The sequence below is a fragment of the uncultured Formosa sp. genome, from assembly GCF_947500765.1.
Taxonomy (GTDB): domain Bacteria; phylum Bacteroidota; class Bacteroidia; order Flavobacteriales; family Flavobacteriaceae; genus Formosa.
The window spans coordinates 1-1,014 of the sequence record NZ_CANMTH010000044.1 but is presented as its reverse complement, the minus strand read 5'-3'; the positions used below and the strand labels follow the sequence as shown (position 1 = coordinate 1,014).

The window sequence follows — 1,014 nt, the reverse complement described above, 5'->3', positions numbered from 1 at the left end:
GTAACGTCTAATTACTTTGTCATTTTTGTACATAATGTTTAAAATTATGTAGCCTTTATTCAGGACGACTCAAAATTGCTTACAACGTTGTTGTGTATGGTTAGTTGCGTGGTTAAACAACTAAGTTAGCAAACTTTCACGAACCTGTGAATATTCCGCAGGAATATTCACAAGTAGGGAAGAACCTAGCAATTAATTATACACGGTGTTGTAAGCAGTATTTATTTCATTTCAAATGTTTTCCAAGTATCAATTGTTTTATCAGTATTTTCAGATGTTATTTCTCTCATTCGGAATTTATTCAATTCAATCTTCTCAATTCGTTCTTCTTTTTTAGGTTCTTCGAAGAAGATATCAAAAGTCACTTGCCCTTTTATGTTCCATTCTTTTTGATATAAGCTAATTAATTCTAAACCTTTAAATCGACTTGAGCATGATGAATAGTATTTTCCTAATTCAGTAATTCCGTCGTTATTAATGTCAGATACGGGAAAAATATAACTAGTTTCCAAACAAGGCGAATCAACTCTTATTCGAGGAATTTTTTCATCAGTAAATATTATAGAAGCACCATCTTCAACAGAATTATTCTTTGTGACAAATAACTCAGGAATTACTAAAATTGAGTCGTTTATTCCGTCATTATTTATGTCGCCTAAAGACTTAATTTTAGAATACCTTTCTAAATCATCTATTAATATCGATGTCAAAACGACAATGGAAGTATCATTTAAACATTCTTTAATTCGTTTGTGAATTTTCGAATTGGATAGTAATTCTACTTTTTGAGTTGGATTTTCCCAATGGTCTCTCCAACTATTAAATTCCACAATTTCTGTTTTGTCTGTAATTCCATTATCAGATATGTTTTTACAAGAATAAGAAACAAGTAATAATAGTAAAATTGATATTGAAAAGGCTTGTCTCATATTGCTTACAACGTGTTTGTATATGGTTTGTTGCGTGGTTTAGCACGTAATTTAGCAAATAAAAACCGAATAGAAAATCCGCGAG

1 protein-coding gene is annotated in these 1,014 nt (G+C 30.4%); it reads right to left on the bottom strand.

What is annotated here, in order from left to right:
• Window positions 1–221: 221 nt before the first annotated feature.
• On the bottom strand, window positions 222–929 hold the full coding sequence (locus Q1B05_RS18520; RefSeq protein WP_299782938.1) for a hypothetical protein: 708 nt from the start codon (window positions 927–929) through the stop codon (window positions 222–224).
• Window positions 930–1,014: the final 85 nt, after the last annotated feature.